Origin of the sequence: Actinomadura verrucosospora (assembly GCF_039540335.1) — a bacterium.
Lineage (GTDB): Bacteria > Actinomycetota > Actinomycetes > Streptosporangiales > Streptosporangiaceae > Spirillospora > Spirillospora verrucosospora.
In genome coordinates, this window is sequence record NZ_BAABEV010000023.1 from 35,545 (window position 1) to 61,702 (window position 26,158).

Annotated in this window: 30 protein-coding genes; 13 read left to right on the top strand and 17 right to left on the bottom strand. The window is 73.1% G+C overall.

Annotated elements, in window-relative coordinates; translation table 11 throughout:
* Positions 1–16: 16 nt before the first annotated feature.
* Positions 17–589 carry a hypothetical protein gene (locus ABD944_RS23665; RefSeq protein ID WP_345179870.1) on the bottom strand — a complete coding sequence of 191 codons (573 nt, stop codon included), beginning with the start codon at positions 587–589 and terminating at the stop codon, positions 17–19.
* A gap of 155 nt (positions 590–744) precedes the next feature.
* On the opposite strand from ABD944_RS23665, the gene ABD944_RS23670 reads away from it, so the two are divergent.
* The gene (locus tag ABD944_RS23670) at positions 745–1,701 is read left to right on the top strand and encodes a zinc-binding dehydrogenase (RefSeq protein ID WP_345179871.1); all 957 of its coding nucleotides are present in this window, start codon (positions 745–747) and stop codon (positions 1,699–1,701) included.
* Here the strand turns inward: ABD944_RS23670 and ABD944_RS23675 are convergent.
* A complete protein-coding gene (locus tag ABD944_RS23675; RefSeq protein ID WP_345179873.1) occupies positions 1,685–2,851 on the bottom strand; it encodes an alpha/beta hydrolase family protein in 1,167 nt (388 codons plus the stop codon). The two genes, ABD944_RS23670 and ABD944_RS23675, sit on opposite strands and share 17 nt — an antisense overlap.
* A 125-nt stretch (positions 2,852–2,976) precedes the next feature.
* Here ABD944_RS23675 and ABD944_RS23680 point away from each other — a divergent pair, with 125 nt between their 5' ends.
* Positions 2,977–4,773 (top strand): glycohydrolase toxin TNT-related protein, encoded by a 1,797-nt coding sequence (locus tag ABD944_RS23680; protein ID WP_345179874.1) that lies wholly within the window; start codon positions 2,977–2,979, stop codon positions 4,771–4,773.
* A 12-nt stretch (positions 4,774–4,785) separates the two neighbouring features.
* On the opposite strand, the gene ABD944_RS23685 is transcribed toward ABD944_RS23680, so the two are convergent.
* Together ABD944_RS23685 and ABD944_RS23690 are read right to left on the bottom strand one after the other, a co-directional pair.
* The gene (locus ABD944_RS23685; RefSeq protein WP_345179876.1) at positions 4,786–5,436 is read right to left on the bottom strand and encodes a cysteine--tRNA ligase; all 651 of its coding nucleotides are present in this window, start codon (positions 5,434–5,436) and stop codon (positions 4,786–4,788) included.
* A gap of 22 nt (positions 5,437–5,458) precedes the next feature.
* Positions 5,459–6,265 (bottom strand): class I SAM-dependent methyltransferase, encoded by an 807-nt coding sequence (locus tag ABD944_RS23690; protein WP_345179877.1) that lies wholly within the window; start codon positions 6,263–6,265, stop codon positions 5,459–5,461.
* A 45-nt stretch (positions 6,266–6,310) separates the two neighbouring features.
* Here ABD944_RS23690 and ABD944_RS23695 point away from each other — a divergent pair, with 45 nt between their 5' ends.
* The 3 genes from ABD944_RS23695 to ABD944_RS23705 all read left to right on the top strand — a co-directional run bounded on the left by ABD944_RS23695 (position 6,311) and on the right by ABD944_RS23705 (position 8,821).
* The gene (locus ABD944_RS23695; RefSeq protein ID WP_345179879.1) at positions 6,311–6,646 is read left to right on the top strand and encodes a hypothetical protein; all 336 of its coding nucleotides are present in this window, start codon (positions 6,311–6,313) and stop codon (positions 6,644–6,646) included.
* Positions 6,647–6,701: 55 nt separating this feature from the next.
* Positions 6,702–7,574, top strand: a complete 873-nt coding sequence (locus ABD944_RS23700; RefSeq protein ID WP_345179881.1) for a crotonase/enoyl-CoA hydratase family protein — start codon at positions 6,702–6,704, stop codon at positions 7,572–7,574.
* Between the two features lie 458 nt (positions 7,575–8,032).
* The gene (locus ABD944_RS23705) at positions 8,033–8,821 is read left to right on the top strand and encodes a polysaccharide deacetylase family protein (RefSeq protein WP_345179883.1); all 789 of its coding nucleotides are present in this window, start codon (positions 8,033–8,035) and stop codon (positions 8,819–8,821) included.
* A gap of 87 nt (positions 8,822–8,908) precedes the next feature.
* Here the strand turns inward: ABD944_RS23705 and ABD944_RS23710 are convergent, their stop codons facing one another.
* The 3 genes from ABD944_RS23710 to ABD944_RS23720 form a co-directional block, all read right to left on the bottom strand.
* Positions 8,909–11,431, bottom strand: a complete 2,523-nt coding sequence (locus tag ABD944_RS23710) for an FtsX-like permease family protein (RefSeq protein WP_345179884.1) — start codon at positions 11,429–11,431, stop codon at positions 8,909–8,911.
* Entirely contained in the window at positions 11,428–12,255 is an 828-nt protein-coding gene (locus ABD944_RS23715) for an ABC transporter ATP-binding protein (RefSeq protein ID WP_345179886.1), read from the bottom strand. Before ABD944_RS23715 ends, ABD944_RS23710 begins: the two co-directional genes overlap by 4 nt.
* A 141-nt stretch (positions 12,256–12,396) precedes the next feature.
* Positions 12,397–12,666 (bottom strand): putative acetyltransferase, encoded by a 270-nt coding sequence (locus tag ABD944_RS23720; protein ID WP_345179888.1) that lies wholly within the window; start codon positions 12,664–12,666, stop codon positions 12,397–12,399.
* A 112-nt stretch (positions 12,667–12,778) separates the two neighbouring features.
* On the opposite strand from ABD944_RS23720, the gene fdxA reads away from it, so the two are divergent.
* The 7 genes from fdxA to ABD944_RS23755 all read left to right on the top strand — a co-directional run bounded on the left by fdxA (position 12,779) and on the right by ABD944_RS23755 (position 18,146).
* Positions 12,779–13,105, top strand: a complete 327-nt coding sequence (gene fdxA / locus ABD944_RS23725; protein ID WP_131759039.1) for a ferredoxin — start codon at positions 12,779–12,781, stop codon at positions 13,103–13,105.
* A gap of 118 nt (positions 13,106–13,223) precedes the next feature.
* On the top strand, positions 13,224–14,309 hold the full coding sequence (dapC, locus tag ABD944_RS23730) for a succinyldiaminopimelate transaminase (protein WP_345179889.1): 1,086 nt from the start codon (positions 13,224–13,226) through the stop codon (positions 14,307–14,309).
* A 183-nt stretch (positions 14,310–14,492) separates the two neighbouring features.
* A complete protein-coding gene (locus ABD944_RS23735; protein ID WP_345179891.1) occupies positions 14,493–15,110 on the top strand; it encodes a DUF4178 domain-containing protein in 618 nt (205 codons plus the stop codon).
* A 2-nt stretch (positions 15,111–15,112) separates the two neighbouring features.
* Positions 15,113–15,619 (top strand): DUF2617 family protein, encoded by a 507-nt coding sequence (locus ABD944_RS23740; RefSeq protein ID WP_345179892.1) that lies wholly within the window; start codon positions 15,113–15,115, stop codon positions 15,617–15,619.
* Complete coding sequence (locus ABD944_RS23745; protein WP_345179895.1) at positions 15,616–16,050, top strand: DUF4247 domain-containing protein; 435 nt, start codon at positions 15,616–15,618, stop codon at positions 16,048–16,050. The genes ABD944_RS23740 and ABD944_RS23745 overlap by 4 nt, the downstream gene beginning before the upstream one ends.
* Before the next feature lie 27 nt (positions 16,051–16,077).
* A complete protein-coding gene (locus tag ABD944_RS23750; protein ID WP_345179896.1) occupies positions 16,078–16,518 on the top strand; it encodes a DUF350 domain-containing protein in 441 nt (146 codons plus the stop codon).
* A 131-nt stretch (positions 16,519–16,649) separates the two neighbouring features.
* Positions 16,650–18,146, top strand: a complete 1,497-nt coding sequence (locus ABD944_RS23755; protein WP_378188502.1) for a polyamine aminopropyltransferase — start codon at positions 16,650–16,652, stop codon at positions 18,144–18,146.
* A 16-nt stretch (positions 18,147–18,162) separates the two neighbouring features.
* Here the strand turns inward: ABD944_RS23755 and ABD944_RS23760 are convergent, their stop codons facing one another.
* Complete coding sequence (locus ABD944_RS23760; protein ID WP_345179898.1) at positions 18,163–18,873, bottom strand: MerR family transcriptional regulator; 711 nt, start codon at positions 18,871–18,873, stop codon at positions 18,163–18,165.
* 94 nt (positions 18,874–18,967) lie between these two features.
* Here ABD944_RS23760 and ABD944_RS23765 point away from each other — a divergent pair, with 94 nt between their 5' ends.
* Positions 18,968–20,110, top strand: coding sequence for an acyl-CoA dehydrogenase family protein (locus ABD944_RS23765; protein ID WP_345179900.1), 1,143 nt, complete (start codon positions 18,968–18,970; stop codon positions 20,108–20,110).
* 70 nt (positions 20,111–20,180) lie between these two features.
* On the opposite strand, the gene ABD944_RS23770 is transcribed toward ABD944_RS23765, so the two are convergent.
* The 9 genes from ABD944_RS23770 to ABD944_RS23810 all read right to left on the bottom strand — a co-directional run bounded on the left by ABD944_RS23770 (position 20,181) and on the right by ABD944_RS23810 (position 26,110).
* The gene (locus ABD944_RS23770; RefSeq protein WP_345180039.1) at positions 20,181–20,690 is read right to left on the bottom strand and encodes a GNAT family N-acetyltransferase; all 510 of its coding nucleotides are present in this window, start codon (positions 20,688–20,690) and stop codon (positions 20,181–20,183) included.
* Positions 20,691–20,713: 23 nt separating this feature from the next.
* Positions 20,714–21,802 (bottom strand): ribosome small subunit-dependent GTPase A, encoded by a 1,089-nt coding sequence (rsgA, locus tag ABD944_RS23775; protein WP_345179902.1) that lies wholly within the window; start codon positions 21,800–21,802, stop codon positions 20,714–20,716.
* A gap of 237 nt (positions 21,803–22,039) precedes the next feature.
* Positions 22,040–23,044 carry a metallophosphoesterase family protein gene (locus ABD944_RS23780; protein ID WP_345179904.1) on the bottom strand — a complete coding sequence of 335 codons (1,005 nt, stop codon included), beginning with the start codon at positions 23,042–23,044 and terminating at the stop codon, positions 22,040–22,042.
* A 46-nt stretch (positions 23,045–23,090) separates the two neighbouring features.
* Positions 23,091–23,600, bottom strand: coding sequence for a GNAT family N-acetyltransferase (locus ABD944_RS23785; protein WP_345179905.1), 510 nt, complete (start codon positions 23,598–23,600; stop codon positions 23,091–23,093).
* A gap of 59 nt (positions 23,601–23,659) precedes the next feature.
* Positions 23,660–24,550, bottom strand: coding sequence for a sigma-70 family RNA polymerase sigma factor (locus ABD944_RS23790; RefSeq protein ID WP_345179907.1), 891 nt, complete (start codon positions 24,548–24,550; stop codon positions 23,660–23,662).
* Positions 24,519–24,818, bottom strand: a complete 300-nt coding sequence (locus ABD944_RS23795) for a hypothetical protein (RefSeq protein ID WP_345179908.1) — start codon at positions 24,816–24,818, stop codon at positions 24,519–24,521. Before ABD944_RS23795 ends, ABD944_RS23790 begins: the two co-directional genes overlap by 32 nt.
* Before the next feature lie 192 nt (positions 24,819–25,010).
* On the bottom strand, positions 25,011–25,382 hold the full coding sequence (locus tag ABD944_RS23800) for a VOC family protein (protein WP_345179911.1): 372 nt from the start codon (positions 25,380–25,382) through the stop codon (positions 25,011–25,013).
* 76 nt (positions 25,383–25,458) lie between these two features.
* Complete coding sequence (locus ABD944_RS23805; protein WP_345179913.1) at positions 25,459–25,728, bottom strand: DUF1905 domain-containing protein; 270 nt, start codon at positions 25,726–25,728, stop codon at positions 25,459–25,461.
* A gap of 16 nt (positions 25,729–25,744) precedes the next feature.
* The gene (locus ABD944_RS23810; protein WP_345179914.1) at positions 25,745–26,110 is read right to left on the bottom strand and encodes a VOC family protein; all 366 of its coding nucleotides are present in this window, start codon (positions 26,108–26,110) and stop codon (positions 25,745–25,747) included.
* Positions 26,111–26,158: the final 48 nt, after the last annotated feature.

Below are 26,158 nucleotides of genomic sequence, written 5' to 3' on the forward strand. Positions count from 1 at the left end.
TGTCCTCTGGGGGATGTCAGCATGTGCGGTCCCGGACGGAAGCGGCGACCTTCCAGGCATCACCGTCGTACTGGACGGTGTAGCGGTAGAGGTAGGCGCCGCCCTTGCCTCCGCCCGTCCGCTTGCCCGTCTTGGCGGAGAAGCGGTAGCCCGCGACGGTGTTGACGCAGTCGATGAGGTAGACCTTCGAGCGGTCCTTGGAGACCGCGTAGACCCGGGGGTTCAGGGTCTTCGCGAAGCGCCAGATGTGGCCCTGGGCCTTGGTGGCCTCGACGTCGTCGGTGACCTCGGTGAGGAGGGGGTCCATGGCGACGTCGGCGAGGCCGGCGGGGTCGTTCTTCTCGTAGGCCTTCTGGTAGGCGGCCTGGTAGGCGCGGTAGCGGGCGAGGACCGTCTTGAAGAGCTGGTCCGTCGAGACCGCGGTGGGCGTGGCGGCGGGAGTGCCGCCGGTGTCGAACCGGCCGTTGGGGGAGAGTTCGCCGCTGGCGGACGAGCCGGACGAGCCGCATCCGGCGGCCGTGCACACGGCGAGGACGGCCGTCAGGCAGGCGGCGCGGCGAGGCCCCAGAGGGGAGGAACGAATGCGCATCGCCATCCCTGAGCGGCAGCAGACAACGGGCCGAATACGCGCGAAAGCTTACAGAGATGCGTGGGGCGAGAAAAGGGATTCGTTGCGTCCCGCTTGACCTCGACCTTGCTTGAGGTACCAGGCTTCTGGGGGAGCGCTGATGGAAGGAGCCGGATATGCGTGCTGTGTGGTTGAGGGAGTTCGGCGGGCCGGAGGTCCTGGTCGCGGGTGACGCGCCCGACCCGGTGCCGGGTGAGGGGCGGGCGCTGGTCGAGGTGGAGTTCGCCAACATCACGTTCGTGGAGACGCAGATGCGGTCGGGCACCGGTCCGATGCCGGTTCGCTGGGAGCCGCCGATGATCCCGGGCAACGGGGTCGGCGGAGTGGTCACGGCGGTCGGGGACGGGGTGGATGGGACGCTCGTCGGCCGGCGGGTCGTCAGCAGCACCGGCGGCACCGGCGGCTACGCCCAGAAGGCCGCCGTGGACGCGAAGGGCCTGTTCGAGGTGCCGGACGGCCTGGCGCTCGACGACGCGGTGGCTCTGCTCGCGGACGGGCGGACGGCGACGATGATGACGCGCGCGGCCCAGATCCGCGAGGGCGAACGAGTCTTGGTGGAGGCGGCGGCCGGCGGGGTGGGGACGCTCCTCGTCCAGCTCGCCAAGGCGCAGGGGGCGACGGTCGTCGCGGCCGCGCGGGGGGAGCGGAAGACGGAACTGGCCATGCGGCTGGGCGCGGACGAGGCCGTCGACTACGGCGAGCCGGGCTGGGCGGAGAAGACCGGGCCGGTGGACGTCGTGTTCGACGGGGTGGGCGGCGACGTGGCCCGTGCGGCGTTCGGGCTGCTCAGGAAGGGCGGGCGGATGGTCAGTTTCGGGCTGGCGGGCGGGGAGGGGGCGAACATCCCCGAGGAGGACGCCCGGGAGGCGGGCGTGACGCTGGTCTGGCCCTCGGCCACGCCGGAGGAGATGCGGGAGTTCACCGAGCACGCGCTGCGCGAGGCGGCGGCCGGACGGCTCACGCCGGTGATCGGGCAGCGGTTCCCGCTCGACGGCGCGGCCGAGGCGCACGCCCTGATCGAGTCGCGGGGGACCGTCGGCAAGACCCTCCTGGAGGTCAGCCGACCCTCGTGAGGAACGCGATCAGCGAGCGTTCGTAGGCGGCGGGGTCGACGTTCCACGACTCGGTGTGGTCGCCCGGCGTGGGGATGTGGGTGACCGTGCCGGGCGGCGCCTTCCTGGCGAAGGCGAAGGCGGGGCCGTTGGCGACGGTGGAGTCGTCCTCGGTGGTGAACATGAGGACGGGCGTACGCAGGTGGGGCGCGAACCGGCGCATGTCGAAGTCGGTCAGGTCGATGCCGATGCGCCACTGGAGGACCCGCTTGGCGATGCCGGTCATGAAGCCGGGCAGATGGCGGGCGTCGCCCTGCTTGTCCAGGGTGGCGTTCCAGTCGAGGACGGGGGAGTCGAGCACGACCCCGCGCACGAACGACGGGTCCCGCTGCAACGTCGTCATCGCCATCGCGCCGCCCATCGACCATCCGTACAGGACGACGCCCGTCGCCCCGTGCGCGCGTGCGTAGCCCATGGCGGAGACGACGTCGTGCCACTCCTTGTCGCCGAGATGGTTGCGGCGGTCCTGCGACGGGGGCGCGCCCACGTCGTTGCGGTAGGCGATGGACAGCATCGGCAGGCCCAGCGAGTGGACGGTGCGCATGACGCGGAAGGTCTCGGCCTTGTCGGCGTTGCGCCCGTGGACGCCGATGACCCAGGTGCCCTTGTCGGACGTCCCCGGGACGAACCACGCCGGCATGGGCCCGACCTCGGACGGATACGTGACGTCCTGGAACGGCAGCCCGAGCGCCGTCTTCGGGTCGCCGTCGTACATCCAGTGGTCGATCATCGCGGGGGCGTCCTTCACCAGGGCGCCCTCGACGGGGGACACCTTCCGGACGACGTGCCGGTCGTTCCCCCCGACGACGGGCCCGAGCAGGGCGCGCCCGCCCTTCCAGACCAGGGCCCAGGCGCCGGGGCGCTCCGTCCCCGGCTCGCGGGGCAGCGTGACGGTGCCGTTGCCCGCGTCCTCGATGGTCAGCGGGTACTCGGCGGAGTGGTCGACCTCGATGGCGACGCCGGCGAAGTACCAGCCGATGCCGCCGACGAGCGCGCACAGGAGCGCGGTGATCGTGACGACCGCCGACATCAGCGGGCGGGCGCGGCGGCGCCGGCGGCGCGGCGGGCCGGGGGTCGCCGGGACGGATGACGCTGGGGCAGCGGTGGACACGACATACGAAAGTAGCCTCCCGCGAGCGTCGCCAGTGCCCGGGGCGGCGCGCAAGACATCGACCGGTGCGGTTAATCTGCCGATCAGGTGCCATAGGGGGAGCCATCGGGACGGAGGGACGCGCGGTGACGGGCCAGGACGACCGCGTCGCGGAGCTCGAAGGCCGGGTCGCCGAGTCCGCCCGGCGGCTGGCCCCGCCCGGCTGGCGGCGGCTCGACCTGCACTGCGCCGCGACGGTCGCCGGCACCGTCGCCGCGCTGGCGGTGCTGACGGGCGAGGGCCGGATGGAGATGTCCGGGGACGTCCCGGAGGAGCTGACCGATCTGCTGACGGACCTGCGCCGCGCCCACTACCGGCCCGAGCGCGGCACCTGGTTCTCGATGGTCATGATCATCGAGCCGGGTTCGGTGTGCCCGCTCTACAACCGCGAGTTCGACCCGCTGTGGGACCCGCCGCTGCCGGCGGAGTCCTGGCGGCGCGACCAGACCGTCATGCCGAGGGACGGCGACGCCGTGCCGGACTGGCTGCGCGACCGGCTGGAGGGCCGCGAGCCCGCCGCGCCGTCCGCGCCGGACCCGGCGCCGATGGACCCGGTCGAGCAGGCGGAGCTGCTGTCGGACCGGCTCTCCACCCTGGTCGCCGTCCACGCGCCCGGGCTGTGGGAGCGGGTCTCCGGGCACTACCGGGTGGCCGGCGGGCGTGCCGAGATGCCCGCGCTGACGTGCCGCCAGGCCACCGGCGCCCAGACGTCCTGGACGGCGCCCGCCGCGGCGGCGGCGCTGCTCGAACGGCTCCGCGCCGGGACGCGGGCGTTCCAGGGCTCCACCTGGTCCCGGATCGACTTCGAGGTCCTGTACGAGGACGGGGCGGTCCGCTGCCGCGCGAGCTTCACCCACGACGACGAGCCACCGCCCCGGCCCGCGCCGGTCGCCGGCACGCCGCCGCCCCGGCCGGGGCTGCGCCGGGCCAGGATCTTCGACCACGCGGGCCCGGACGGGAGCCGTCCCGCCGTGTCGCGCCCGCCCGTCCCTCCGGACGAGGCGGGCCGCGTGGCCGAGTACCTGCGGCGGGCCCCGACCGTCATGGCGGCGCGCTCGAACGCCCCCGACCGGCTCGACCCGTCGCGCGGGGCGGCGGTGCCGCTGACCTTCCACACCGACGGGACGTGGGTGTGGTCGAGCGCGGTGGCCTACTACCTGAGCGAGCACGGCGTCCCGCCGGAACCCGATCTCGTCGCGCACATCAGGGCCGGCGGGTTCCGCGTCCCCGACGTCGACGACGACACGATGAACGCCGCGAACGCCGCCGTCACCGGACGCGCCGCGCCCGAACGCGTCCCGCGCGAGCCCGACTGGGCGGGGACGCTCCAGCACCGTCTCGACCAGCTCCGCGTCGACCGCGCCGCCTACCGCGTCAACGACGTGGCCGAGGGGGTCTGGTGCCTGACGTCCCGGCCGGGCCGCTGGTCGGTGTTCCAGATGCGCGACGGCGAGCGCCGCAAGGAGGCCGTCTTCGACGACGCCGAGCAGGCGTCCGCGCACCTGCTCGGACGGCTGCTGCTCGACCCGCGCCACACCGCCGGGGACGGGCCGTTCGCGCCGCTCAAGGGGGAGCCGCCGCTCTCGCTGCTGCGCGACCGCCACGTCATGGAGCTGGCGGCGGGAACGGAGGTCGACCGCTACGGCGCCCCGGACGGCAACGTGGCGTACGCGGCGCGCACGCCGTATCCGCAGCGGTCGCTGCCGCCCGAGTGGCGGAACCGCCCGTACCGCGTCTACCGGTTGCGGCGGCCCATGGAGACCCTGACCGGGAAGGCCGTCCCGTGGTTCGGGCAGCCGGGCGGCGGGACGGCGCACGTGTTCCGGCGGTCGATGGCCGACCTGGTCGCCGACGGCAGCCTCGTCGAGGTGCGGGGCGGCTGACCGGGCGGCGGCTCAGGCCTGGCCGATCGCGGACACGAGCCCGAGCGCCAGCACCAGGTCGAGGTGGATGAACGTCTCCAGCTTCGCTCCCGGCGGGACGTCCGGGTCGGCGGCGAGCCGGTCCAGGACGGCGAGCGCGGCGGGGCTGCCGAGGTCGTCGGCGAGCGCGGCCTCGGCCTCGTCCGCGTACTCGCGGTTGATCGGGCGCCCCGGGGACGTCGCCCACTCGGCGACCTTGCCGCGCCAACCGGCGAGCCGCTCCGCGGCGGCCGACAGCCTCGGCGCCGACAGCTCCAGAGGCTCCCGGTAGGGGACTTCCAGCATCGCCAGGCGCGCGGTCAGCGGGTCCGGCGAGGTTCCGGTCTCCTGCGGGACGGCCAGGCACAGCGCGTCCCTGTCGGCCGTCTCGGAAACGTAGACGTCGGCGTCCGGGAGGACGTCGTCGCGTACCTCGAACGGCTGGACGTTGTAGTCGTCCAGGCCCGTCGCGGCTCCCGGCGTGCTCACCGCCAGGACGCGGCGCCCGGCGTGTTCGGCCACCCGCCGCAGAAGGTCGGCGACGACCGCGCGGCGGTACGCGCCGTCGACGACCTGGACGCGCAGCCCGCGCCCGGCGGGCAGCGCCTCGGTCCGTCCCGTCCGGTGGTCGTGGAGCCGCAGCATGCCTCCCACCCTAGGGCGGCGCCTACAGCGGGAGGTCGGCGGCCATCGGCCCGAACGGCGTCGGCGCGGCGCCGTCCGACCGGCGGACGGCCGCGAACCGCAGCCGGACGTAGTCGGCGACCCACCCCGACTCGCGGCGCAGCGCGGGCGCGGCGAGGTCGTTCACCCGGTCGAGCAGCGGGTCGACCAGCTCCGGCGGGACGTCGGCCAGCGCGCGGGAGGCGTAGGCGCGGACCCAGTCGGCGGCGCCGTTCGGGCCCTCGGTCATCCGGGTCGGGCGGTCGGCGTGCTCCAGCAGCCGCAGCGTGAACCCGGCCTCCTCCAGCTTGGTCGCGTACGCGGCCGGCGACGGGAAGTACCAGGGCAGCTCGGGCTCGCCGAGGCCGAACACCCGCCAGGCGGTCTGCATCGCGACGATCAGCTCGGCACAGTTGCCCGCGCCGCCGAGCTCGCCGACGAACCGGCCGCCGGGGCGCAGCGCCGCGTGCACGCGGCCGATCACCGCGTCGGGGTCGCGGGTCATCCAGTGCAGGGCCGCGTTCGAGGCGACCGCGTCGAAGGACTCGCCCACGGTGAAGTCGTGGGCGTCGCCGACGACGAACGACAGCCCCGGGTGAATGGCGGTCGCCTGCGCGACCATCTCGGGGCTGCCGTCGATGCCCAGCACCTCGGCGCCCCGTTCGGCGATCTCCGCGCTGAACGAGCCCGTGCCGCACCCGAGATCGATGATCCTCTCGCCGGGCTGCGGATCGAGCAGATCGACGAGGGGCGCACCGTGCGCGGACACATACCCGAAGGCGGAGTCGTACGTCGTCACGGCCCAGTTCACTGTCATAATTTATCGGACATCGCCCGATGGTGAGGTGGGGATGCCGTGGCGGACGTCACGTCCGAGATCCGCGTCGTCGGGGCCGAGGGCCCGGACGGCCTGGCCCTGCGCACCTCCGGACTGGCCGCCAGGGGCCTCCCGGAACTGCGCGCCGACGGGCTTCCGCCCTATCTGGGACAGGGCTGGGCGCGCGTCCTCGCCGCGCTCGCGCAGCGCCTCGCCGCCACGGGGGAGATCCCGGACGAGCTCGCCCCCGGCGTCGAGATCCGCCTCGCGCCGGCGGACGACGGCACGCTGGCCCCCGTCCCGCCGCCGGGACGCGATCTCGCCGAGTGGCGCCGGGACGTCCTGCTCCGGATGTTCCCCGAAGCCCGCGCCTGAGGGGCCCCTTCCTAGAATCGGATTCTGACAGCCGGGCTGGAGAAGGGTGCGCAGGGTGCCGTACGCAGAGATCGAGTACGAGGTTCGGGACGGGATCGCGACCGTCACGCTCAACCGGCCGCGGAAGATGAACGCCTACACGTTCGTCATGCGCAACGAGATGCTCGACGTCTTCGACCGGATCGACGCCGACGACGCCGTGCGCGCGGTCGTGGTGACCGGCGCCGGGCGCGCGTTCTGCGCGGGCGCCGACCTGAGCGGCGGCGGCGACACCTTCGACAAGGACAAGTCCAAGGACATGTTCGCGGGGGAGGACGACGTCCTGGAGGACGGCACCCCGCGCGACGGCGGCGGGACGGTCGCGCTCCGCATCGCCCGCTGCCTCAAGCCCGTCATCGGCGCGTTCAACGGCGCGGCGGTCGGCGTGGGCGTGACCATGACCCTCCCGATGGACGTCCGGCTCGCGAGCGAGAAGGCCAGGTTCGGCTTCGTGTTCGCCCGGCGCGGCATCGTGACCGAGGCCGCCTCCAGCTGGTTCCTGCCGCGCCTGGTCGGCATCGCGCAGGCCATGGAGTGGGCCGCCACCGGCCGGATCTTCGACGCGCGGGAGGCCCTCGCGGGCCGCCTCGTCTCCCGCGTGTACGCGCCCGACGAGCTCCTCCCGGCCGCGTACGCGCTCGCGCGCGAGATCGCCGACAACACCTCCGCCGTCTCGGTCGCCGCGATCCGCCGCCTCATGTGGTCGGGCCTGTCCGCGCCGTCCCCGTGGGACGCGCACATCGCCGACTCCCGCCTCATGGCCTCGCTCGGCGGCGCCGCCGACGCCGTCGAGGGCGTCTCGTCCTTCCTGGAGAAGCGCGACGCCGCCTTCCCGATGCGCGTCAGCAAGGACCTCCCGCCCGAAGTCCCCGACTGGCCCCTCCGCTGAGGACGCCCTCGCGCGCGAGGGCCAGGAGCCGTCAGGACGCCCCGGCGGATGGCCGCCTTCGGTCACCGGAAGGCCCGTCGCACGGCGACGGGGGGCGTCCGCGCCTGGCGCGACCCCCGGTGACATGTGCGGGGAGCGGACTGTCGCATGATGGAGGGAATCCCCCGGTGCGTCCCAAGGACGATCTTGATTTTCCGGACCATCGGGAAGCGTGTCTCATCAGTTACGGAGGGTATTAAGCCGCCCGAGGCGACACGTTACGGGGGTGCCTGGTGCGGATGAGGAATTGTGCCGTCATAGGCGCTGGACTCCTGCTCGCGGCCGGATGCAGCCACGCCGAGCGGCAAGCGCGGACCGCCGGTGAGCATGGCGCGATCAAGGGCAGGGCCACGGCGACACGGCCGCCGAGCCCGACACCGCCGCCGCCCAGGAAGATCGACTGCGACCGGGTGAAGTGCGTGGCGCTGACCTTCGACGACGGCCCCGGCCCCTACACGGCGCGGTTGCTCGACACGCTCAAGAAGAATGGCGTGCGCGCCACGTTCTTCATGCTCGGCGAGAATGTGGGCGCCCATCGCGACATCGTGCGCAGAATGGCGCTGGAAGGCCAGGAGGTCGCCAACCACAGCTGGTCGCATCCTGACCTGACGACCCTGTCGTCCAGCGAGGTGCGCTCCCAGATCCAGCGCACGCAGAAGGCCGTCAAGGACGCCTCCGGCGTCACGCCCACGCTCGTCCGGCCGCCCTACGGGTCCACGAACAAGCGCGTCGAACACGCGATCGGGATGCCGCTGGTCCTCTGGAGCGTCGACACGCTCGACTGGCGGTACCGCGACGTCGCCCGCGACACGCGCGTCGGGGTCAAGGAGCCGGAGAGCGGCGGCATCGTCCTGTTCCACGACATCCACAAGCCGAGCGTCGACTCCATCCCCAAGGTCGTGGACGGTCTGCGCAAACGCGGGTTCACGTTCGTGACCGTCTCGGAGCTGTTCACCGGACAGCGCCTCACGCCGGGGACGTCCTACAGCCAGCGGACGGCGCCGCCCACCCAGGTCGCGACGAGCCCGCCGCCGGCGCGCCCGTCCGCGGGCCCTTCGTCCGGGAGCGGCGCCCCGGCGCCCGGCGCGCCGGTTCCCGACTCCTCGGCGTCCAGGGGCCCCGTGCCCGGCGCCCCGCAGTCCGGCGGCCCCGTCAGCCCGGCGCCGAGCGGCCTGGCCCCCGCCCCGCCCATCTCACCGAGCCCCTGACCCGCCCCCTCAGGACGTAGGGAGCCGCCGCCCGCGCCCGTACGGTGCTGAACCGTACGAGCGCGGGCGGCGGGGCTCCCGGACCGGCTAGCGGCGGCCGTCCGCGACGGCGCCGCCTGGACGGGCGCGCAGCAGCGACAGGGTCGGCAGGAGCGTGGCGGCCAGGGTCAGGGCGAGCGCGGCGGCGATCACCGTGGCGAGGATCCACGGGGAGCCGTGCGGGACGGGCGCGTCCAGGACGCTCAGGCTCAGCGGGACCAGCGTCGCCGCGGCGACCAGCGCTCCCGCGGCGAGCCCGGCCGCGGTGACCAGGACGGCCTCCACCGCCATCATCCGCAGGACCTGCCGGCGGGCCGCGCCGACCAGGCGCAGCAGCCGGAACTGGCGGCGCCGCTCGCCGACGGCGAGGATCTGGGCGTTGACCAGCGCGATCGCGGCGTAGCCGACGACCACGGCCAGCACCAGCCAGGACATCCACGCCTGCGTGCGATCCTGCTCGGCGCGCAGCGCGGACAGCGCGGCCCGGTCGACCACGCGGAGGCCGGGGCGCCCCTGGGCGAGCGTGCGGGCGAGCCGGTCGCGGTCGGCGCCCGGCCGGACGGTCACCATGATCTGCGGGACGAGCCCGCCGCCGGTGTGCGGCAGGAGGGTCGCGGCGGGCAGCAGCGCGGTCTCGTATCCGGGCCGCGAGCGGACGGTGGCCACGAGCCTGAGGGCGGCCCGGCTGCCGTCGCCCAGCCGCATCGGGACCGTGTCGCCCATCCGGTAGGGGGCGGCGAAGCGCTCCGGCAGCGCGACGGACGCGCCGACGAGGGCGTCGAGGCTGCCGCCGGTGGCGCGGTACGCGGTCGTCCGGGTCACGCCGGCGGCGGTGACCCCCAGCAGCGCCATCGCCGGAGGCTGCGGGGCGCCCTCGCCCGCGTCGCCCTTGTGGACCAGGGGCCCCGCCAGTTCGGCGGGCTCGATGTAGCCGGTGCTGGTCACCTGGGCCGAGGCGGCCGCGACGCCGGGCCGCCGGGCGATCCAGTCGACCGTGTCCAGCGGCAGGCCGCCCGCCGGGGAGGTGACCGCCAGGTCGGCGCGGAGGTTCTCCTGGAACACCGCGCGCGCCCCCTCGGTCTGGGTGGTCTGCATGTAGGTCAGCGCGAGCGCCAGCCCGGTGGCCAGCATGACCGGCAGGATCGCGCCGGTCAGCCGCGAGGTCCCGGCCCGGGCGTTCTCGGTGGCCAGGTACCCGGCGCATCCGGTCGCGGCGCGCAGCGGCCGGCGCAGCGCCGCCGTGACGGCCGCGGCCAGGACGGGGCCCAGCAGCGCGAACCCGGCCGTCCACACCATGGCGGCGGGGGTGGCGACTCCGGCCGCGTCGGGGCCGTCCGAGCCGGCGGTGCCCCAGGCGAGCGCGGCGCCGCCGGCGAGGAACGCCAGCCCCAGCGCGAGGCGGACCCGGCTGAACCGGCGCGTCTCCCGGGACGCCTCGGCGAGCGCCTCGACAGGCCGGGTGCGGGCCGCGCCGTGGGCGGCGACGACGGCGGCGCCGAGCGCGGTGAGCAGCGCGGTGCAGGCACCGGCGACGACCGGGACGATCCCGGCGCGGTAGGCGAGCGTGTCCGGCACCACCCCGGCCTCGGCGAACGCGGCGAGCAGCCACCGCCCGACGTGCGGGCCGGGCAGGCAGGCCAGCCCCGTGGCGACCACCGCCAGCAGCATCGTCTCGCCGACGATCAGGCGGCGGATCTGGCCCGGAGTGGCGCCGACCGCCCGCAGCAGCGCCGTCTGCGGCCGCCGCCGCCGGATCGACAGCCCGAGCGTGGCGGCCACCACGAACACCGTCACCATGGCCGACAGGCCGCCGAACGCCGCGGCCAGCGGGATCAGGTCCTCGCCCTCGGACATGACGTCCGGGTTCTCGGCCAGGCCCCGCTCGTCGCCGGTCAGGACCGACGCCTGGCGGCCGTCCACCGCCCTCTCGACGTCCCGCCGCACCTTCGCGACGTCGGCTCCGGGGGCGGTGAACAGCCCGATCGAGTCGACCTCGCCCGGACGGCCGGCGGCCTGCCCGGCCTCGGCGTCCGGCAGGAAGGCGCCGTTCCCGGCGCCGCCGACGAGCCCGGACACCCGGTACCGCTCGGCACGGCCGCGCACCAGCGCCTCGACCGTCTCGCCGACCCGCACCCCGAGCCGGTCGGACAGCACGATCCATCCCTCGCCGGACGGCGCCGAGCCCTCCACCAGCCTGTACGGGGCCAGCCGGGTCGACGACCAGCCGTGCCCGGTCAGCAGGCGGCCGTCGCGCGTCAGCGTCACGGGGAACGACACGTCCGCCGCCATGCCGGCCACGCCCGGCACCGCGGCCAGTTCGCCCGCGAGCCCCGCGTCCAGCGGAACCCGCTCGGCGAACACCTCGTCCTTGGCCGTGCCGTGGTAGCGCTGGTCGCCGCTCACCACGATCGGCGCGGCGTCCATCCGCAGCGGCGGCGCCGCCCGGTGGATCCCCGACTCCAGCAGCCCGCCGCAGCCGATCACGATCGCCGCGCCCAGGAACATCCCGACGAACGAGGCGACGAACCCGCCCCTGTGGAAGCGCAGCGTGCGCAGCGCGATCCCGATCACCACAGCTCCCGCGCGGTCTCGGCCCCGCCGTCCTCGGCGCCCGCCGCCGCGGGCTCGCTCCGCAGCCGGGTCATCCACTCGGCGACCCGCTCGGGCGTCGGCCGGTTCAGCGCGCCCGCGATCCGGCCGTCGGACAGGAACACCACCCGGTCGGCGTACGCGGCGGCCACCGGATCGTGGGTCACCATCACCACCGTCCGCCCCGCCTCGCGGACGACCTCGCGCAGCAGTTCCAGCACCGCCCTGGCGTTCCCGGTGTCCAGCGCGCCGGTCGGCTCGTCCCCGAAGATCACTGCCGGGTCCGTGATCAGCGCCCGGGCGATCGCCACCCGCTGCTGCTGGCCGCCCGACAGCTCCGCGGGACGGTGCCGGCGCCGGTCGCCGAGCCCGACCCGCTCCAGCACCTCCTCCACCGCACCCCGGCCGGGCCTGCGGCCGGCCAGCCGCAGCGGCAGCGTCACGTTGTCCACCACCGTCAACTCGGGCAGCAGGTTGAACGCCTGGAACACGAACCCGATCCGCTCGCGACGCAACCGGGTCAGCGCCCGTTCGCCCATCGCCGTCAGGTCCGCCCCGGCCAGCCGCACCGCTCCCGACGTCGGCCGCTCCAGCCCCGCCGCGCAGTGCAGCAGCGTGCTCTTGCCCGACCCCGACGGGCCCATCACGGCGGTGAACGACTTCCGGGCCAGCTGGAGCGTCACCCCGTCCAGGGCCGCCACCCCGCGCCTGGAACCGCCGTACACCTTGCGCACGGCCTCCAGCCGCACGACCTCCTCCGGCCCGGTCACCGGATCCCCGCTCGCCCGCTCAGCAACTTCCGTCATGCCGTCAATGCTGGTCGCGGGCATGGTGGCGCCGACAGCCTCGACCGGTTGAACCCGTTGTCCACCGATCGGTGGACGGGCGCCCGGAACCTCCCGGGACGAGGCGTCCCGGCGACACGCCGACGATCTTCGGCGCGGGCGCTAGCCCTCGTCGGGCTCCTCGCGGCGGGGGCGCCGCCGGGGCGGGGGCTGCGGCGGGACGACCTTCGCCGCGACCATGGTCGCCTCCGGCACCTCGACGAGCTCGCCGTCGCGGCGGCGCACCGCGAGCGTCCCTCCGGACCATGATTCGAGTACGCCCACGACGTCGCTGTACTCTCCCGTAGGCAGACGGCGGCGCAGCGAGATCCGCTGGCCCACGTCGGCGCCATTGATGGCCACCACCAGGCGTGCGGCGAAGCGGCCGGACATGTAGGGACCCCCATGTCGAATCGACGGCGGCGGGGTGGCCATACTATTCACAGCGAGCTTGCGGTGAGCCGTGACGTGCGGCGGGGCCGGAAATCCGAGAGGAGTCACTGACGTGACCTACGTCATTGCGCAGCCCTGCGTGGACCTGCTCGACAAGGCATGCATCGAGGAGTGCCCGGTCGACTGCATCTACGAGGGGAAGCGTCAGCTCTACATCCACCCGGACGAGTGCGTCGACTGCGGTGCGTGCGAGCCGGTCTGCCCTGTCGAAGCCATCTACTACGAGGACGACGTCCCCGAGCAGTGGAAGGACTTCTACAAGGTCAACGTGGAGTTCTTCGACGACCTCGGCTCGCCCGGCGGCGCGTCCAAGGTCGGGAAGATCGACAAGGACCACCCGATCGTCGCCGCGCTGCCCCCGCAGAGCCAGGACGACTGATCTCGGGCGGGTCTGGAGCGCTCCGCACGGGAGCGTTCCGGGGCCCGCCTTCGCCGGGAACCGGGCCGTGGTCGGGGACGACCGCGGCCCGGCGGGTTTCTCCAAGGAGGTATGGGCGTTGTTCACGCTGCCGGACTTTCCGTGGGATCGGCTCGCGCCGTACAAGGAGCGGGCGCTGGCGCACGCGGACGGCATCGTCGACCTCTCGGTCGGAACGCCCGTGGACCCGACGCCCGAGTTCGTCCGCCAGGCCCTCGCCGCCGCGTCCGACGCGCCCGGCTACCCGCAGACCTACGGGACCCCGGAGCTGCGCGAGGCGGTCGCGGGATGGTTGCGGCGCCGCGCCGGCGTGACGGCCGCCGACCCCGACGCCGTCCTCCCCGTCATCGGCACCAAGGAGCTCGTCGCCTGGCTGCCGACGCTGCTCGGCGCCGGCCCCGGCGACAAGGTCGTCTTCCCCGCGCTGGCCTACCCGACCTACGACGTGGGGGTCCGGCTCGCCGGGGCCGACCCCGTCGCGACCGACGGCACGCTCGCGCTCGGCCCGGTCTCCCCGAAGATCGTGTGGGTGAACTCGCCGTCCAACCCGACCGGCAAGGTGCTGCCCGCCGAGCACCTGCGCAAGGTCGTGGCGTGGGCGCGCGGCCGCGGCGCGGTCGTCGTCAGCGACGAGTGCTACCTGGAGTTCGGCTGGGACGGGGACAACCCGCCGATCTCGATCCTGCACCCGGACGTCTGCGAGGGTTCCCACGAGGGGCTGCTCGCGCTGAACTCGCTGTCCAAGCGCTCCAACATGGCGGGCTACCGCGCCGGGTTCCTCACCGGCGACCTCGCGCTGGTGAGGCGGCTGCTGGAGGTCCGCAAGCACGCCGGCATGATCGTCCCGGCTCCGGTGCAGGCCGCGATGACCGTGGCCTACGGCGACGACGCCCACGTCGACGAGCAGCGGGCCCGGTACGCGCGCCGCCGCGCCGCGCTGCGCGAGGCGTTCGAGCGGCACGGCTTCCGCATCGAGCACTCCGAGGCGTCCCTGTACCTGTGGGCCACGCGGGACGAGCCCTGCTGGGACACCGTCGCCCACCTGGCGTCCCTCGGCATCCTGGTCGGTCCCGGGGAGTTCTACGGCCCCGGCGGCGCCCGGCACGTCCGCATCGCCTTCACCGCCACCGACGCCCGCGTCGCCGCCGCCGTCGCCCGCCTCTGACCCGCCGCGCCCGCCCTCGGCCTCGGCCGGTTCCGGTCCGGGCGTCCACGCGGTGATTCGGGAGTTGCCGGGCGAAACCGCATCTCCTTTTGATACGTCTGATCGCGGTATGGGCTGGACAGGCCACAGTCGGTAGGATCCGCAGGTCTGTCCCCCTTGAACGGACGAAACGATGGAGGTGCCGTGGGCAAAGCGGCGATAGTGGTCCTGCTGGCACTGATCTTGATCGCCTTGGTCGTGCTCATCGTCGTCCTGCTGCGGCGCCGCTCGGGCGCTCCGGCGCCGGCGCCCGCCCCGGCCGTCCCGCGCGACCCGTTCGCCGCCGAGGACCAGGTGGCCGGCGACCCGCGCACGCTCAAGGCCGGCGACATGGTGGAGTACCTCGGCACCCGCTACTTCGTCCGCGGCTCGCTGCGGCTGAAGGAGGGCGGCTTCACCTGGAGCGAGCACCTCCTGGACGCCGACACGACCGAGGGCGCCAAGGTGTGGATCTCCGTCGAGGAGGACCCCGACCTCGAAGTCGTCTGGTGGAACGAGTACGAGATCGGCGACCTGCGGCCGGGGGAGAAGACCATCGTCGTCGACGGCGTCGAGTACCGGCGCGACGAGCACGGCACCGCCGACTACACCAGCGAGGGCACGACGGGCGTCGGCGTGCAGGGCCGCGTCGAGTACGTCGACTACGAGGGCCCGCGCGGCAGGTACCTGTCGTTCGAGCAGTACGGGGGCGGCCAGTGGGAGGCGGGCCTCGGCGAGCGCGTCCCGGCAGGATCGATGACGATCTACCCGGGCGGTAGCTGACCTTGCAGGCCACCCTCGACACCCCCTACGCGGACGCCCGCGCCGACGGGCTCTCGTTCGCGCTCGGACTGCCGCCGATGGACGCGCTCGCCGTCCTGCCGGTGGAGCGCGCGGGCCTGACCGTGGAGCTGCGCCTGCTCGGCGCGTCCCACCAGGTCATCGCCGGGCCGCTGAGCGAGACGGTGGCGTGCCTGCCCGGACGCGCCGACCCGCTGCCCGGCCATGCGGCGGCGAGCGTGCCCGGCTGGGCGTACGACTTCGCCGCGACGACCGCGGCGCACAGCGACGGGACGGCGTTCGCCCGCGCCGTCGAGGCCGTGTGCGCCCGGCTCGCGGACCGCGGTGACGCGCTGACCGGGGCCTTCCCCGGATCCCCGCACGCCGTCACCGTCCTTGCCTTGGAGGACACGGCGGGGCAGGAGGCAGCGCTCGGATGGCGCACCTGGCACGCCTACCCGCAGACCCGGGAGATCGTGATGACGCGGAGCCGGCTGGTGAGACCCTCATGAACAGCAGATACCGGGTGGCGGGCGCGGTGGCCGCCGCCGCCCTGACCGCCACGGCGCTCGGCGGCTGCGGGAAGTCGCAGTCGTCCTGGATCGCCGACAAGTACACCAAGGTCGGATACGACACCTACCGGTCGCCGAAGGCCCCCCAGACGGTCGCCTCGGAGATCGGCCGCAAGTTCAAGCCGATCGACCGAGTGGACGACCTGGCCACCATGGGCGCCAACGGCGGCATCTTCATGCGCTACCCGAAGCTCGTCGTCGGCGTCCTGCCGAACGGGACGGGCAGCCGGATCACGGTCGACAACCCGCGCGGCGGCTACAGCCGCCACTACTCGCACGTGAGCGGGCGCTGGAGCAGTCCGGGCAGCAACGGATGGACGAGCAGGGGCGCCGCGTCCTTCCGCGGCGGCGGACCCGGGTCGGGCAAATGACGCGGTCGGGCAGATGAGGAGCGACACATGAACGACGACATCCTTCACGAGATCGGCGCGACCTTCGCCTACGGCGCGGTCGGCATCGCCCTGATGGCGCTCGGCTACCTGGTCGTGGAGGTGACGACGCCCGGCAAGCTCGGCAAGCAGATCTGGACCGAGGGCAACCGCGGCGCCGCGCTCCTGCTGGCCGCCAAGCTCCTCGGCGTCTCCTTGATCGTCACCACCGCGATCGTCACCAGCGACAGCGACCTTTCCGAGGGGCTGGTGGACACCGCCGTGTTCGGCGGGATCGGCATCGTGCTGATGATCGTCGCGTTCTTCCTGCTGGACGTGCTCACCCCCGGCAAGCTCGGCGCGACGCTCGTGGACGGGGGCGGGACGGCCGGCGCGATCCACCCGGCGGGCTGGGTCGTCGCCGCCGCCGACCTCGGGGTCGCGGCGATCGTGGCCGGGGCGGTCTCCTGACGTCCCGCGATCTGGACCAGGCCGTCCAGCCGTCCGGCGACCCCTCCCCGGAGCCGTCCCGTCCCGAGGGGGACGGCCCGGGGAGACTGCGCGTCCCGGCGCGGGCGGCGCGCGCGCTGGTCCTGGCGGCCGTGTTCGCGTGCGCGGCGTGCGGCCTGGTGTACGAGCTGGCCCTGGTCGCGCTCGGCAGCTACCTCGTCGGGAACTCCGTCACGCAGGCGTCGATCGTCCTGTCGGTGATGGTGTTCGCGATGGGCGTCGGCTCGCTGGCCGCCAAGCCGCTGCAGGGCCGCGCCGTGGTGGCGTTCGCGGTCGTGGAGGGCGTGCTCGCGCTGATCGGCGGCGTGTCGGTCCTCGTGCTGTACGCGGCGTTCGCCTGGCTCGACCTGTACGTCCCGGCGCTGGTGGTGGTGGCGTTCGCGGTCGGGGCGCTGATCGGCGCGGAGATCCCGCTGCTGATGACGCTGCTCCAGCGGATCCGCAGGCAGGACGCCGGGTCGGCGGTGGCCGACCTGTTCGCGGCCGACTACGTCGGCGCGCTGATCGGCGGCCTGGCGTTCCCGTTCCTGCTGCTGCCCACGTTCGGGCACATCAAGGGCGCGCTGCTCGTCGGCGTGGTGAACGCCGTCGCCGGGATGGCCGTGGTGATGTGGCTGTTCCGCCGCGAGGTCGGACGCGCCGCCCGGATCGCGCTCGCCGCCGGCATGGTGGCCGTCCTCGCCGCCCTCGGAGTGACGTACACGCTCGCGGACGGGTTCGAGGTGTCGGCGCGGCAGGCGCTGTACGACGCCCCGATCGCGGTGGCGAAGCGCACCCCGTACCAGGAGATCGTCATCACCCGGCGGGCCGGGGTCGGCCCCTCGGACCTGCGGCTCTTCCTGAACGGCGACCTCCAGTTCTCCTCGCTGGACGAGTACCGCTACCACGAGTCGCTCGTCCATCCGCTGATGTCGGGCCCGCACGGGCGGGTGCTGATCCTCGGCGGCGGGGACGGCCTCGCGCTGCGCGAGGTGCTGCGCTACCGGGACGTCCAGAGCGCGACGCTGGTCGAGCTGGACCCCGAGATGATCCACCTGGCCCGGACCTACGGACCGCTGGAGTCCCTCAACCGCCGCTCCTTCGAGGACCCGCGCGCCCAGACCGTCAACGCGGACGCGTTCTCCTGGCTGCGCGGCCTGGACCGGCAGTTCGACGCGGTCATCGTGGACATGCCCGACCCCGACGACGTGTCCACCGCCAAGCTGTACTCGGTCGAGTTCTACGGAATGGTGAAGCGGGCCCTGGCGCCCGGCGGGCGGATCGTCGTGCAGTCCGGGTCGCCCTACTTCGCGCCCAAGTCGTTCTGGAGCATCCAGAAGTCCGTCGCCGCCGCCGGCCTCGCGACCACCCCCTACCACGTGGACGTGCCGAGCTTCGGCGACTGGGGGTTCGTCCTGGCGTCCCCCGGGAAGCGTCCCCCCGCGCTGGAGCTGCCGCGGGACGTCCCCGACCTGCGCTTCCTCGACGGGCCGGTGCTCCAGGCGGCGGCGGTGTTCCCCAAGGACCGCCGGACCCGCGACGTGGACGTCAACACCCTCGTCCACCCGCGCCTGGTCGAGTACGAGGGCCAGGAATGGAAGAACTCCTAGCCGCCGACCGCCCGGCCTAGTCGGGCACCGACCGGCGGAGCGCCCGGTCGACCGCCCGCTGGAACGACGTGACCAGCGACTGGATCATCAGCGGCTTGAGCTTCCCGGCCATCTCCATGAGCCGCTCGCGCTCCCGCGGTTCCCGGCCGCCCGCCCGGTAGGGGCGGACGACGGTGTCCCGGAAGACCTGCTGGAGCTCGTCGGCCAGCGCGGTCGTGTGCCGGTCCACGGCCTCGTACGAGGCGACCAGCGTGTCCAGCGGCAGCGGGAGCGCGGCCAGTTCGGCGCTGACGCCGAGCAGCGCGGGGCTGACGACCCGCACCTCGCCCGCCGGGCCGTCGGGGATCCGCTCGACGACGCCGAGGGCCTCCAGGCGTGCGATCGTCTCGTCGTCGAGGTGGCGTCCGGCGCGGCGGTCCAGCTCGTGCCGGTCGAGGTCCTCCGGGCGCTCGGGCGCCCAGGGGGACAGCAGAGCGCGCTGGAGGGCGAGGTCCTCGGCCGGCGCGTCCAGCGGGATCCGCTGGAGGTGCTTCTCGATCGAGGCGAGCGTGAGCCCGAGCGACTGGAGCTCCCGGACGAGTTCGAGCCGCGCGAGGTGGTCGGCGCCGTAGAGGCCCGTCCTGCCGCGCAGCCTCGGTGGGGGCAGCAGGCCGCGCCCGGCGTAGAACCGCACGGTCCGGACGGTGACCCCGGCGCGCGAGGCCAGCTCGTCGACGGTCAGCTCCATGCCGCCTCCCTGTATGTGACAGCACCAGTGTTACATTAATCGTGTATCAGCACGCACTTACTTGTCGGCACGCACTCAGTAGGGAGACCGGCGGATGGGACGCGACATCTACACCGAGGAGCACGAGGCCTTCCGCGACATGGTGCGCTCCTTCATCGCCAAGGAGATCGCGCCCCACCACGAGCAGTGGGAGAAGGACGGGATCGTCTCGCGCGAGGTCTGGCTGGCGGCCGGGCGCGCGGGCCTGCTCGGCATCGACATGCCGGAGGAGTTCGGCGGCGGCGGCGACCCCGACTACCGCTACTACGTGATCTTCAACGAGGAGCTGGCGAAGGCCGGCGTGCACGGGCCCGGCTTCGCCGTCCACAACGACATCAACGGCGGCTACCTGCGGCAGCTGTGCAGCCCCGAGCAGCAGAGGCGCTGGTTCCCCGGCTACTGCTCCGGAGAGATCATCACCGCGATCGCGATGACCGAGCCCGCCGCCGGGTCCGACCTCCAGGGCATCAGTACCACGGCGCTGAAGGACGGCGACCACTACGTCCTCAACGGCTCGAAGACGTTCATCTCCAACGGGATCCTCGCCGACCTCGTCATCGTCGTCGCCAAGACCGACCCGTCCGCCGGGGCCAAGGGCGTCAGCCTCCTCGCCGTCGAGCGCGGCATGGAGGGCTTCGAGCGCGGACGCAACCTCGACAAGGTCGGCATGCACGCCCAGGACACCGCCGAGCTGTTCTTCGACAACGTCCGCGTCCCGAAGGAGAACCTCCTCGGCGAGGAGGGCATGGGCTTCATCTACCTCATGCAGAACCTCGCCCGCGAGCGGCTGTCCATCGGCGCCACCGCGCAGGCCGCCGCCGAGACCGCCTTCGAGCAGACCCTGGAGTACTGCAAGACCCGCGAGGCGTTCGGCCGTCCCATCGGCAAGTTCCAGCACAACCGGTTCACGCTCGCCGAGATGAAGACAGAACTGACCGTCTCGCGGTCCTTCACCGACGAGTGCATCGTCAAGGAGGGCCGGGGCGAGCTGACCCCCGACGAGGCCGCGATGCTCAAGTGGTGGAACACCGAGCTGCTCAAGCGGGTCGTGGACCGCTGCGTCCAGCTGTACGGCGGCTACGGCTACATGACCGAGTACCCGATCGCCAAGGCCTACCAGGACGTCCGCATCCAGACCATCTTCGGCGGCACCACCGAGATCATGAAAGAGATCATCGGCCGCGGCCTCGGAATCTGACCCCACCACCCGCGGAACGCCCCGCCCGGGGGGGTGGTGCCCCGAGGGGGCGGGGCACCACCGGGTGGGGTCAGACTCCGAATGCGGCGGGGTAGTGGATGGTGCCGGTCGGGACCGGGCGGGCGTCGTCCAGGGGCAGGGCCATCATGGCCTCGTCCGGGACCTCGAAGGGCGCGCGGACGCCGAAGCGGGAGGCCGGGACGAAGCCGAACCGCGGGTAGTAGCCGGCGTGGCCGAGGACCAGGACGAGGTTCTCTCCCATGGCCCGCGCGGCGTCCAGACCGGCGCGGATGGCGGCCGAGCCGGCGCCGGTCCGCTGGAACGACGGCAGTACGGCGCACGGAGCCAGGGCGAGCGCGGGCTCGCCGTCGACGTGGCAGCGGGTCAGCAGCGCGTACCCCGCTGGGGTGCCGTCGGGGGTCGTGCTGATCATGGACAGGCCGTCGATCCACGCCTCGGGGTCGGCGCGCAGGGCGTCGACGATGCGGGCCTCCTCGGCGGTGGGGAAGGCGGCCAGGACGATCTCGCGGATGGCGGGCACGTCTTCGGCGGTCTCGGAGCGGGTGATCCAGGCGGGCATGGCGGTCCTGTTCTCGATGAAGGTCACTGCTGGCGCTCCCTGAAGCGGTAGGTGGCGCGCAGGTGCTGCGTGATGTTCTTCCTGGCGGCCTCGCGGTCGGCCCGCAGCCGCGCGTCGGTGCGCGAGGCGGCGTAGGCGTTCTCCCGCAGGAGCCGGTGATAGCTCTCCAGCCGCCGCTCCGGCACCGTCCCGGCCTCCACGGCCGCCAGGACCGCGCAGCCCGGCTCGCTCATGTGCGCGCAGTCGGTGAACCGGCAGTCCTCAGCGAGCCGCTGGATATCGGCGAAGGTCTGCTCCAGCCCGTCCTGGGCATCGTGCAGGCCGATCGAGCGCAGGCCCGGGGTGTCCAGCAGGACGCCGCCGCCGGGCAGCGGCAGCAGTTCCCTCCACGCGGTGGTGTGCCGGCCCTTGCCGTCCGTGGCGCGTACGGCGCCGGTGGCCAGAAGGGGCTCGCCCAGCAGGGCGTTGCCCAGAGTGGACTTGCCCGCCCCCGAGGGGCCGAGCAGCACGACCGTGCCGGTCAGGACGGCGGTCAGGACGTCCACGCCCTCCCCGGTCGCGGCGCTGGTGACCAGCACGTCCACGCCGGGCGCCACCGCTGACACCTCGGCCTGGGCCGAGACCGCGTCGGCGCCCGCGTCGGCCTTGGTGAGCACCACGACCGGCTGCGCGCCGCTCTCCCAGGCCAGGGCGAGCATCCGCTCGGTGCGGTCGTGTTTGAGCGGGGCGGCCAAAGACACGGTCACCACGACCGTGTCGACATTGGCGGCGAGGACCTGCCCGTGCGAGGTGCGCGACGCGCTGGAACGCACCAGGGCGGTGCGCCGCTCCAGAACTTCGTGCAGCATCGCGGCATGGTCGGCGGTCGCGGGACGGAGCGCCGCCCAGTCGCCGGTACACGGCGCCGTGAGCGGATCACCCTGCCGGGCGGCGGGGATCTCCGCACGGACGATCCCCGCATCGGTGACCGCCTCGCACAGGCCGCGTTCGGCCCGCACGATCCGGGCCGGGACCAGCCCGGCGGCGTGATGAGGCGTGAAGGCGTGCTCGTAGGCATCGTCCCAGCCGTAGCGCGCCAGAGGGCGCGGCTGGGTGGAGAAAGAATGAGACAACGTGAAGACCCTTGAACGAGGGCCCCGATCGGCACAGTGCGCGACCGCCCGGAAGCCGCTAGGGCTTCGAGGGGGTCGTGGACGTCAGGTCAGACCAGGGCCCGGGACGTGAGGATGGTCCGGCGGGCGCTGCACACGGCAGCGGCCTTCGCGGCGCTCATCAACCTCACCTCCCATTTCTCGTCCCGTAGCCGACACGTCGTCTATGCGATCGCAACGCTACCACGCAGCGACGCTTCAGCCGGGCGGGGCGGGAGCGACGACTCCCAGGGCGGCCGCCACCTCCAGCGTCCTGCGCGGCGTCGCGCACCGCCTGGCCAACGCGGTCTGGTCAAGTCGCCCGCCGCGGGCCTGGAACAGCACCGGCGCAACCGGATGCCGCCGCATCTCGTCCGGGGTGAGCTCCATGGAGACGCGATGCGCCGCATCGACCAGAACGGGAGCCAGGGCGCGCAGCCGAGCGGCCCACTCCTCGACCGCCCTGAGCCATTCCTGCGACGCCGCATCGGACGTGCCGGAGAACAGGGCCGCCTTCTCGCTCAGCTCCGACCAGGTGAAGTCACGCCAGGGCTTGGCCTTCAGGACCGGCAACTGCCACTCCCGCTTGACGGCCGACCAGTGATCGGCGCGTGCCGCCACCGAGTGGACCGTGAACCCCGGAACGCACAACGCGGTGAGGTTCCAGCCGTGGCAGGCGCCGGTGTCGAGCCCGAAGACCCTCCCGTCGCGGATCAACGGCTCCCGGCCGGTGACGTGGTGCCCGAACACGACCGGCTTGTCGTCGGTGTAGCGGTCGTGCCAGTGGCCGTCAGGGAACAGTGCGGCGAGTTCCCGTTCGCCGCTGGTCGAACCGCAGAGGATCTCCTCCCGCTGGACGGCGAGAGGCGCACCGGGGACCAGCGCCGCATGCACGACCCGGACGTCCTCGCTCTCGAAGAAGTACGGGAGCGTCCGCATCCACTCCACCGTCTCGGCGTACTCGTCGCCCAGTTGCAGGCGCGTGATCTCCTGCGCGTAGGAGAAGATCCCGCGCACGTGCTTGCGCTCGTGGTTGCCCATGACCACGACCGAGTTCGGACGATCGCGGAAGAACCCGACGACCTTCCCGGGCGCCGGACCCCGGTCGACCAGATCGCCCACGCTGACGAGGAGGTCGTCCGGCTGGAGTTCCACCTTCTCCAGCAGATCGATCAGCTCGTCGAAGCAGCCGTGAACGTCGCCCACGATGACGGTGCGTCCCACCCGCCGGAGCCTAGGCAGGCGCCCCGCCCACCCGCAAAGCAATATCTCAGGTCGAACTCAGGCTCTGGCCGTAGACGTGGACGGTCTGGCCGCGGTACTGGATATCGCGCAGGTAGCGGTGACCGATCCGCTCCGCGACGGCGATCGAAGGGGAGTTGCCCGGCAGAATGACGGAGACCACTTCCTCTGCGTCCAGTTCCCTGAAGCAGTAATCCACAGAAGCGCGGGCCGCCTCCGTGGCGTACCCCTTCCCCCAGTGCTCTCGCGCCAGGCACCAGCCGACGCCCAGCCCCGGGAACCCGTGCGGCTGCCAGGGCCCGGCACGGCCGACGAACCGGCCCGTGGCCTTCTCCACCAGCGCCCAGTGCGAGTAACCGCGCATCTCCCGGTGCCCGATGAACAAGGCGAGACTCCGCCAAGCATCCGCAGGCGAGGTGCCGACGCTCTCCGCCAGCCTTCCCGCGACCTGCGGATCGGCGAGCATCGCGGCGTAATCGGCGAAGTCGTCACCCGTCAGCGGCCGCATGACGAGCCGCTCCGTCTCCAGCACAACCATGATCGAAGTATCCGCCGGACGCCAGGCGTCCGCACCCGCCCGACGGTTCCGACGACCGGTCACCCCACCCAGGCGAGGACGGCACCCGCGACGGACGCGAGGACCCCCAACGGTGCCGCGACCCAGAGCAGCCTTCTGGCCCTGTGACCGAGCCAGGTGAGCGTCCCGCCGGCGCCGAGGCCCCCCGTGGCCGTCACGGCCCCGAACGCCAGCGGGCCCAGGACGTTCCGCAACGTGGCGTTGACGTCGCGCGCCTCGTCGAGGATCATCCGGCAGTCCGGGCATCCCCTGAGGTGCCGGTCGAGTGCGAGCGACTCTCGCCTGGACAGCCCGCCGCGCACGTACGCGCCCATACTCCGCAACGCCTCGCGGCACTCCTCACGCCCCGTCGGCTGCATCTCGTCGAGATGCGCTTGCAGGTACGCCCGGCGGAGCCCCTCACGGGCGCGGTAGGCCAGTGCGGCGGCGCCGTTGGGGGTGAGTCCGAGCACTGACGCCACCTCGGCGGGCCTGGCGCGCTCGATCTCGGTATGCCACAGCACGACCCGCCAGCGCTCGGGCAGCGACCGGAAGGCCCGGACGGCGGTCGACCCTTCCGGCAGCGGATCGGCGAACGGGACGCCGGGGTCGTACTTCTCGATCTCGCCGGTCGGCCGGAGTCGCTTCTCGGCCCGGAAGCGGTCGTAGACGGTGTGCCGGAGCGCGGTGAGCAGGTACGGCCGAAACCCCTCCCGCGGCCCGTCGCCTCGGCGCAACAGGTCGAGGACCTTGGTGAAGGTCTCCTGGACGGCGTCCTCGGCCGCGTCCCCCTCGACCAGGGTTCGGGCCAGACGGCGCGCCGCGTCCACGTGGCACTCGTAGAGCGTCGCGTAGGCGGACACGTCACCGGTGCGGGCCCGGGAGATCAGCGCCGCGTCGTCAGGAAGATCCGGCGTCCTCTCCCGGCTCAAGGCGGTCTCCCTCCTCCCGCGGCGAGTGAGGACCGCAGCATGCCGGCACGTCCTCCCGGCCGGACGCGGCGGCGGCGAACCGGTCGATGAGGTGCAGAGCCCGCCCGCTGTGGGCCGGACGTCCCAGGACGGCCACGCCGACCAGCAGCGCGAGCATCGCGAGGAGTCCTCCACCCAGCATGATGAGCCCGATCGCGGCCGTCCACTGCCCTGTCATCAGGGAACTTCCGAACCCCACCGCGATCGTCCAGCGGCATCGTTCCGCCACCGCGCCTCCCCTTCCCGCTGACGTGGCCCGTAAGGCCCGGTCGGGACACCAGACGGGAAGGGATTCGCGAACATGACGCGACCAACTGTGACGTGCGCCACACCGCCGTTCGCGCGCGGGGTGGCTGAGCCGTCGGGGCGGCCGGGTCGGCCGCGGTCGGCATTCGCCGGCGCGAGCCGGGGCTCGGCGGCTCTAGCTTCGTGGCACGAGTTGCTGGACGCTCCAGCCGTTGCCGTCCGGGTCCTTGAAGAAGACGAAACGGCCCCAGGGGAACTCCTGCACCTCGCTGACCTCGACACCCCGTCCGGCAAGCTCCGCTCGGGCGGCGTCGGCGTCCGAGACCACCAGTTGCAGGCCCTGGAGAGAGCCGGGTGCCGTCTCGACGACCCCCTCGCCGAAGGCGATCGAGCACGCCGACCCCGGCGGCGTCAGCTGAACGAACCGGATCTCGTCGCTCACCCGGTGGTCATGGTCCAGGACGAACCCGGCCTTGTCGGTATAGAAGGCCAGCGCGCGGTCCACGTCCGAAACGGGCACCGCGACCAGCTCCAACTTGAAGTCCATGCTGTCGTTATATCCCGCCCCCTCCGGCGCGGTGGCGGAGGGGGCGGGGCCGCGTACCGGCCGCCGGCAGTACCGCCTAGGGTTTCGACCACTCCTGGAGACGGACGGTCACGGTGTCTCCTTCCTGCTTGCCGATCGCCTTGCGCACGTCCGCCTTCACCGGCAGTTTGTGGGTGCCGTCCCCCAGGGCCATGAACGAACTCTGGAACGGATGGCCATCGATCGTGCCCCGTACGCTCACCCGTCCACGGGTGCCGAAGAACTCGGCCGACTCGGGCCATACGACATAGGTCCAGCCGCCTTTGCTCGGGCTCTTCTGCATATGCGCAGTGAACTGCTTGTCCATCGCCGTCACCGTCCGTTCAGGAGTCCTGGATGAGAATGAGGCTGTTGCCGTCCGGGTCGCGGACGGAGAACATCGGCGGCACTCCCGGTCCCATCCGCATGACCTCCGCATCCACGTCGGCGCCTCGTGCGCGCAGGGCCGTGTGGTCGGCGTCGGCGTCCGTGGTCGTCAGGCGGATACCGGCCGGGATCTCTCCTGGAACGAGCGCGATGGTCGTCGTCGCCCCCGGTGGTGCCACCTCGATCCAGCGACCGGGCCCGAAGGGCACGTCCCGCCGTATTTCGAAACCGAGCTCATCGACGTAGAACTCGGTCGCCTTCTGCTGGTCGGTGACGCGGATCCCGACCGTGGCGAGCTGGGTGATCCGGGTGGTCTCGCTCATCCCATGCCTCCGCTCTCTTGGGGTCACCAAGTACGACCAGGGCCGAAC

Excerpts from the sequence above, each read along its gene's own strand:
- ABD944_RS23770 (WP_345180039.1), bottom strand. The coding sequence starts at position 20,690 with ATGCCCGCCTGGATCACCCGCTCCGAGACCGCCGAAGACGTGCCCGCC.
- ABD944_RS23720 (WP_345179888.1), bottom strand. The coding sequence starts at position 12,666 with ATGTCCGGCCGCTTCGCCGCACGCCTGGTGGTGGCCATCAATGGCGCC.
- ABD944_RS23760 (WP_345179898.1), bottom strand. The coding sequence starts at position 18,873 with ATGGAGCTGACCGTCGACGAGCTGGCCTCGCGCGCCGGGGTCACCGTC.
- ABD944_RS23665 (WP_345179870.1), bottom strand. The coding sequence starts at position 589 with ATGCGCATTCGTTCCTCCCCTCTGGGGCCTCGCCGCGCCGCCTGCCTG.
- ABD944_RS23745 (WP_345179895.1), top strand. The coding sequence starts at position 15,616 with ATGAACAGCAGATACCGGGTGGCGGGCGCGGTGGCCGCCGCCGCCCTG.
- ABD944_RS23765 (WP_345179900.1), top strand. The coding sequence starts at position 18,968 with ATGGGACGCGACATCTACACCGAGGAGCACGAGGCCTTCCGCGACATG.
- ABD944_RS23785 (WP_345179905.1), bottom strand. The coding sequence starts at position 23,600 with ATGGTTGTGCTGGAGACGGAGCGGCTCGTCATGCGGCCGCTGACGGGT.
- ABD944_RS23750 (WP_345179896.1), top strand. The coding sequence starts at position 16,078 with ATGAACGACGACATCCTTCACGAGATCGGCGCGACCTTCGCCTACGGC.
- ABD944_RS23805 (WP_345179913.1), bottom strand. The coding sequence starts at position 25,728 with ATGGACAAGCAGTTCACTGCGCATATGCAGAAGAGCCCGAGCAAAGGC.
- ABD944_RS23685 (WP_345179876.1), bottom strand. The coding sequence starts at position 5,436 with ATGCTGCGGCTCCACGACCACCGGACGGGACGGACCGAGGCGCTGCCC.
- ABD944_RS23810 (WP_345179914.1), bottom strand. The coding sequence starts at position 26,110 with ATGAGCGAGACCACCCGGATCACCCAGCTCGCCACGGTCGGGATCCGC.
- ABD944_RS23715 (WP_345179886.1), bottom strand. The coding sequence starts at position 12,255 with ATGACGGAAGTTGCTGAGCGGGCGAGCGGGGATCCGGTGACCGGGCCG.
- ABD944_RS23670 (WP_345179871.1), top strand. The coding sequence starts at position 745 with ATGCGTGCTGTGTGGTTGAGGGAGTTCGGCGGGCCGGAGGTCCTGGTC.
- ABD944_RS23800 (WP_345179911.1), bottom strand. The coding sequence starts at position 25,382 with ATGGACTTCAAGTTGGAGCTGGTCGCGGTGCCCGTTTCGGACGTGGAC.